Here is a 6,196-nt window from a genome sequence, read left to right as displayed (position 1 = left end):
TTCGACGATGATAGCCAGTTTTTTATCTTTTTTGGGGCCTGCCGCCTGCGGCGGCCGGGCCCTTGCAGGGCTCGCAGGTCTGCTCGGCCCTGCGCCAGCAAGCTGGCTAGGTCTGCCGCTGCGCGGCCCCCTTGCAGGCCCCTAGGCCTGCGGCGGCTTCGCCGCCTGCTAGCCGTGGCTGCAGGTTGAAACCAGCAGCCATACAACAACCCCATTCTACATCTATAGTGCGGAGAGGATTAAAATCCTCTACCGCTTTGAACAAGGGTTGTTTTTTCTTCGATAGTTTGATTTTGTTTTGTCTCCTCCATAAATTTCATAATAACCCTAGGGCCAAGGCCCTAGGCTAGCTGAAAAATCGTCATCCCCTCTCTGTTCCACTAGGCTCCATCAGCAAACAAGGGCTTTAGCCCGCCAGTTTGCATAGTCCACAACCATGGGCTTCAGCCCATGGCAGAAAAGGCTAGCCAATATAATCTTTAAGTGGTCCGGGGCTTTAGCCCATGGGGCCCAAACAACCCAGCCGCCAAAGAAAACAGCCAAAATTTATCGGGCTAAAAACCAGCCCCATCTGACAAAAACCAGCCTACATCCATAGCAGCTACATTTATGATTTAGCCAGCCTATAAGATGTTTATTTATGGAGGGTTTTAACCCTCCATTGAACACAAAAATGCATTCGTTAATTGGCTGTAGGTTTCAACCTACAGTCCATGGCCGAAGGCCAAACGGCCCAGCGCTGCGGAGCGGGTGGCCAAAGGCCAGACCGAGCAAAACGAGCGCAGCGAAGTTTTGTGAAGGGCCGAGCGAACAGCGAGCCCCGTAGCATAGCGGCGGCCAGCTAGCTGGCCGCGGGCCCCAAATTTTCATCTAAAAAAGCTTATTTTTATTTGGAATTAGTTTAGATAAACATAAATTTGCAGCCGTTAAGTTATTCTTACCATAAAAACATAACCTCTTATGAATTTAGCGAGCTTACAAAAAGCCCTACTTATTTTGGCCGTTTTTGGCCTCGGTCTTAGCTCTTGTAAAAAAGATGAAAGCAGCTATGATGTACCCGAAACCTACAGCTTTGAGAACGTCAGTTATAGCGGACAAACAGACCGCCTCGATATGTTGGGCGAACTGGCCGCTTATGCCAAATCGGCTAGTGCTCTGAGCGCTACGGCCCTAGATGCCAACAGCATGAAGGATATGTTTGCCAACCAAAATGATCCCTTTGCTGATGCTGATCTCAATGCAAGCAGCAAACAGCTTAAAAGCAAAACGGTTTCTACAGAGCAGACGGTTATGGAAGACCTTATGGATGCTCTTGCCACAGCTAGTCTATATACGGATAGCACGGCTAGCAGCGGACTGGCCGGGATCATGCAGACCAATGATGGCGCAAGCAGCTACTTGCTCAATGCCAATGGTTTGGAGCTTGCTCAAGTGATCGAAAAAGGAATTATGGGCGCTTGTTTCTACTATCAGGCCACTGCCGTTTATATGGGCAGCGGAAAAATGGATGTAGACAATGAAACTGTCGTAGAAGGCGAAGGAACCGAAATGGAACATCACTGGGATGAGGCCTTTGGCTATTTTGGGGCGCCTACCGACTACCCTAGCAATACAACTGGCATCCGCTTTTGGGGCAAATATGCCGACGGTAGCCGCCAAACTTATCTAAGCACGGGAACCAACTTGATGAATGCCTTGATTGAGGGCCGTGCCGCTATTTCTGCCCAAGATCTAGACGAACGCGATGCCCAAATTGCTATCGCTCGCGAACAATGGGAACTGGTTTTGGCCGGATCTGCCCTACATTATATCAATAAGGGAATTGCCAACCTTAGCGATGATGCCGCCGCCGCTCATCACTCCCTATCAGAAGCTTATGCCTTTGTTTACGGCCTCAAATTTGGCGGACTACAAACGCTTAGCACTGCTGATGTAGATGCTATTTTGCTTCAAGTTGGTAATCATGCCGACCCACTACAAGCCAATCTATACAACAGTACAAGCGCTAATCTTCAGGCTGCAAAAACTGCTTTGGTCAACGCTTTTCCAGCATTAGCTAGCGTTCAAGACCAACTTTAAATCTAGTTTTTTGTTCATTCTCTTGGCTGCTCGGCGCTTCGGCGTTGGGCAGTTTTTATATTTTCAGCAATTCACAACCATCCATTTATGCTCAATTTCAACTACTACCAAGGCGGTTTATGTCTGGCCGCCCTGCTCTTTAGCCTCTTTAGCTGTGGCTCAGAAACCGAAGACCCCTGTGCTGTAGAATTTGACCAATTGGCCCTGCTCGAAAATGTAGCCGATAATTTTATTTCGCCGGCCTATAATGAGCTACAAATTAAGGTAGATAGCCTAAATGATGCGGTAAATGCCTTTTGTGCCCAGCCCGATGCCAGCAAACTTCAGGCCCTCAAAAGTAGCTGGCTGTCGGCCAATATCGCTTTCCAAAACGCCAAAATCTATGAGTTTGGTCCCGCCGCAGATTACCAATTGCGCAGCAGCCTCAATAATTATCCGGTCTTTACGAGCCGCCTAGAGTATGCCATTAGCAGCCAAACTTATAACCTCGAAATTGACTCTTTTGCCTATACCCGCGGCTTTCCCGCTCTCGATTATCTGCTGCATCACGATAGCGAGGCCCAAATTCTAAATGAGTTTGCCGATACCGCTCGCCAAAATTACCTCAAGGCTGTTTGCCAGCAAATCAAGCAAAAAGTAGACTGGACCCAAGACGGCTGGAGCGCCTATGCCAATAGCTTTAAAACCACCGAAGGCCTGGCCGTAGGCAGCCCGCTCAGCCTTTTGGTCAACCAGCTCAACCAAAATTACGAGCTCTTCAAAAATAATAAGTTGGGAACGCCCGTAGGCGCCAAGGTCAGCTATATTGCAGCGCCCGAAAAAACGGAGGCCTACTATAGTGGCCAATCGCTTATTTTGGCCCAAACTACCCTAAGCGCCAGTCAGGCCCTTTTTAATGGCGGCAATGGCCAAGGACTAGACGATTACCTGGATGCTACGGCAGTTCAAAAAGATGGCCGCCCAATTAGCCAACTCATCAATGAGCAGTTTGATGCGGCCAGCACGGCCCTCAATGCTCTAAATGGGCAAAGCCTAGCCGATAATATTCGCAACAATTTTGAAGCCTGCAAAAGCGCTTATGCTCAGGCCCAAAACCAAGTGGTCTACCTCAAAACAGACCTTCCCGCCGTCCTTTGTATCAATATCACTTATGCCGATAATACCGATGATGGCGATTAAATAACTATTTTTTGGGGCCTGCCGCCTGCGGCGGCCGGGCTGTGTCAGGGCTCGCAAGTCTGCTCGGCCCTGCGCAAAATTTCGCTGCGCTCATTTTGCTGGGTCTGCGGCTTCGCCGCCCCCTTTTCCATCCCTAGGCCTGCGGCCCTTCGGGCCTGTAGGATGGATATATACCTGTGGGTTGAAACCCTCATGAATTGAACTTTTGGACATCCTTTATATGAGCATGGCCCTAGACTAGGAAAAAATCGTCATCCCCTCATTCGAGGGGATTTTCTGTTCCACTAGGCTCCATCAGCAAAGAAGAGCTAAAATGTTTATTTATGGAGGGTTTCAACCCTCCATTGAACACAAAAATGCATTCGTTAATTGGCTGTAGGTTTCAACCTACAGGCCCATATAGCAGGCCCCTAGGGCCGCAGGCCTAGCGATGTGCAGGGGTGGCCAAAGGCCAGACCAAGCGGGCGCAGCCCGCGCAGGGCCGAGCGAGCAGCGAGCCCCGAAACGTAGCGCCCGCCGAAGGCGGGAGGCCCCATATTAAATTAAGAAGTTAGCGTATATCGACTTAGGATTATTCAGCCACTCTAAAAACAGTTTTCCATCTGCTGTAGCCAGTGGAAACCCTTCTACTGACAGGTGTAATATCTCTTCCCAATGTGCTATAAATGAGCTTGTGGATATTTTTAAGATAGGCTTACCATATCTCAATTGTAAAAATACCTCCTCATATTCAGACAGCGATTTTTTCAAACGAGCCTCAATATTTACTGGCCATAATTGACCCCATTCAAGGTTGTGAGCTGTCTCAAAAGTATCCCAAGCGATATTTCCTAAATAAGAAGTAGCCCGGTAGTCAAATATTTCAATTAAATGAAAATATTCAATTATTCCCTTTCCTGTAGCTTCCTCCACTAAGCTAAAATCAGCAGCAAAGGGCGCTAATACTGGATTTTCTAATAATTCTTTCATATTTTTATTTTGTGTGCCTAATTGTTTTGGATAGCCGCTATGAGCAGAAAAAGCTGAGGGACTAGTTTACAATAAAAAAGGCTACTGCTCCCCAGTAGCCTTTCACTTTACTCCATACGGACCAATTTAGGATAAAATCGGCCTAAAACATTTAGCAAATCGGTTTGTGCGGCGATGACTGAAGAGAATAAGCAACTACCCTAAATCTTAACCTTAAAGTATTCGTCTTTCATTACCGCATAGCGTATATCTTCCACAAAGTCATGCCCTTTTAGGAAAATACAGTCTTCTATGATAATATCATTCTTAAGTACACTTTCGTCAAAATCTACCTCTCCTAAAAAAACGCAGTTGCGAATAATTATTGGCTCACGGTTGTAGCCACCATCCATCAATCTGAAATACCCAATAACAGAATTAGTGATAGTCAGCCCCCCATATATATAAGCAGCGTACATATCTAGTCTTAAAATGACAGAATCTTTTATTTCTATTCGTTTTTCATAGTACCCAGTAATAGTATCAACGACACGACAAATACATTTTTCTATTAAAACTTCTTCTTTGAGAAGATTACTAATTATAGGAGATCCTTGTTCATCATCAAAAAGAAAAGTTATATAATCAGCATATCCTTTAGTTACCTTCATTTTATTTGTTTTATAATTATATATAGTAAGCCCCTTAGCAAATAACAATTTGGCAATCAATACCTGCTAGAGAGAGCTCCCTACAACTTAACTTTAAAATATTCTGGTCTACTTACCCCCTTAGGGTACTCGATATCCTGTATAAAGTTGTGCCCTTTTAAGAAAATACAGCCTTCTATGACAATATCTTTCTCAAATACCCCCCCTTTAAAGTCAATATCTCCTGTAAAAATACAATTACGAATAATAATTGGCTCTTGGCTATAACGGCTATCCATTAACCTAAAGGATCCAATGACCGAATTGCTGATCGTAAGCCCTCCTTCAAAATCAGCCTCAAAAAAAGTCAACTCTGAAATAACAGAATCTTTTATCTCTATTCGTTTTTTATATACTACCCGAACTCCTTTAACTGTATTGCAGATAGCTTTTTTGATTAAAACTGCTTCTTTATAAAAAGCGTCAATCATTCCTTCTTCTTTTTCTTCAAAAAAGGGCCTTGTTGCATAAATCTAACAAGTTGAAAACCAGCTAATTAAAAAAAAACTTGTGAATTAGGCATAAAAAAAGGGACAAGACTCGTAGATTTAAGTTTTTCGTACGAACAATAAAATATCGAGCTGTCCCATGACAAATTTAGAAAAAACTTACAGAATTACGCACTAACCAACAGATTTTATACCGCCCAAGGAGAGTTTCTTTTTAATGTTTGGTTCCCGCCTTTGGCAAGCAAAAATCTCATAGCTAAGCGCTCAAAACGCGGCAGACCTAAAACCATTTCCGATGAATTTATTCGCTATTTATTCCGTTTAAAAGTGCTTTTTTCTTTTGGATATCGACAATTAGAAGGTATTCTAAAATGCGTTATTTCCGAATATAATTTGGATGTCAATCCAATATCTTACAGCCAAATATGCCGCAGAGTCAAAAAACTAAAGCTGAATATTAAGCCTAAAAAAACGGATGAAGAGCTGTCTATAGCAATAGATAGTACAGGACTAAAAATAAAAGGACAGGGAGAGTGGCGGCGAATAAAACACATCGAAAAGTACCGTTCTGGCTGGATTAAAGTACATTTAGCCGTAAATGACAAAACAGGAGAAATCCTGGTTGTAGAGATTACCACAGAGCGAAAAACCGATGCTTCTCAACTCCTCAAAATGATGAAAAAATTGAAGCCATTTAATATTAACCAAGTTTATGCAGATGGCGCCTATGACCAAACAAAATGTCGAGAAGCAATTTGTGCGGCTGGGGCGGTTCCATTGATTCCCCCACGTAAAAATGCTCGCCTAAAAAAAGGAAAAAATGGAGAGCTA

The 6,196-nt window shown here is 44.3% G+C and carries 6 protein-coding genes; 3 read left to right on the top strand and 3 right to left on the bottom strand.

What is annotated here, in order from left to right; all coding sequences use genetic code 11:
• The first annotated feature begins 960 nt into the window (after window positions 1–960).
• Together SAPGRDRAFT_RS19710 and SAPGRDRAFT_RS19705 are read left to right on the top strand one after the other, a co-directional pair.
• A complete protein-coding gene (locus tag SAPGRDRAFT_RS19710) occupies window positions 961–2,079 on the top strand; it encodes a DUF4856 domain-containing protein (protein WP_002661286.1) in 1,119 nt (372 codons plus the stop codon).
• An 87-nt stretch (window positions 2,080–2,166) separates the two neighbouring features.
• A complete protein-coding gene (locus tag SAPGRDRAFT_RS19705; RefSeq protein ID WP_002661284.1) occupies window positions 2,167–3,258 on the top strand; it encodes an imelysin family protein in 1,092 nt (363 codons plus the stop codon).
• Window positions 3,259–3,795: 537 nt separating this feature from the next.
• On the opposite strand, the gene SAPGRDRAFT_RS19700 is transcribed toward SAPGRDRAFT_RS19705, so the two are convergent.
• The 3 genes from SAPGRDRAFT_RS19700 to SAPGRDRAFT_RS19690 form a co-directional block, all read right to left on the bottom strand.
• Window positions 3,796–4,227 (bottom strand): hypothetical protein, encoded by a 432-nt coding sequence (locus SAPGRDRAFT_RS19700; protein WP_002661283.1) that lies wholly within the window; start codon window positions 4,225–4,227, stop codon window positions 3,796–3,798.
• A gap of 200 nt (window positions 4,228–4,427) precedes the next feature.
• Window positions 4,428–4,877, bottom strand: a complete 450-nt coding sequence (locus tag SAPGRDRAFT_RS19695) for a hypothetical protein (RefSeq protein WP_002661282.1) — start codon at window positions 4,875–4,877, stop codon at window positions 4,428–4,430.
• Window positions 4,878–4,957: 80 nt separating this feature from the next.
• A complete protein-coding gene (locus SAPGRDRAFT_RS19690) occupies window positions 4,958–5,347 on the bottom strand; it encodes a hypothetical protein (protein WP_002661280.1) in 390 nt (129 codons plus the stop codon).
• A gap of 144 nt (window positions 5,348–5,491) precedes the next feature.
• Here SAPGRDRAFT_RS19690 and SAPGRDRAFT_RS19685 point away from each other — a divergent pair.
• A partial coding sequence (locus tag SAPGRDRAFT_RS19685) for an IS5 family transposase (protein ID WP_081492134.1) occupies window positions 5,492–6,196 on the top strand: 705 nt, incomplete at its 3' end.

The organism is Saprospira grandis DSM 2844 (genome assembly GCF_000275825.1).
GTDB lineage: Bacteria > Bacteroidota > Bacteroidia > Chitinophagales > Saprospiraceae > Saprospira > Saprospira grandis_A.
This window is presented reverse-complemented; position numbering and strand designations above follow the sequence as displayed.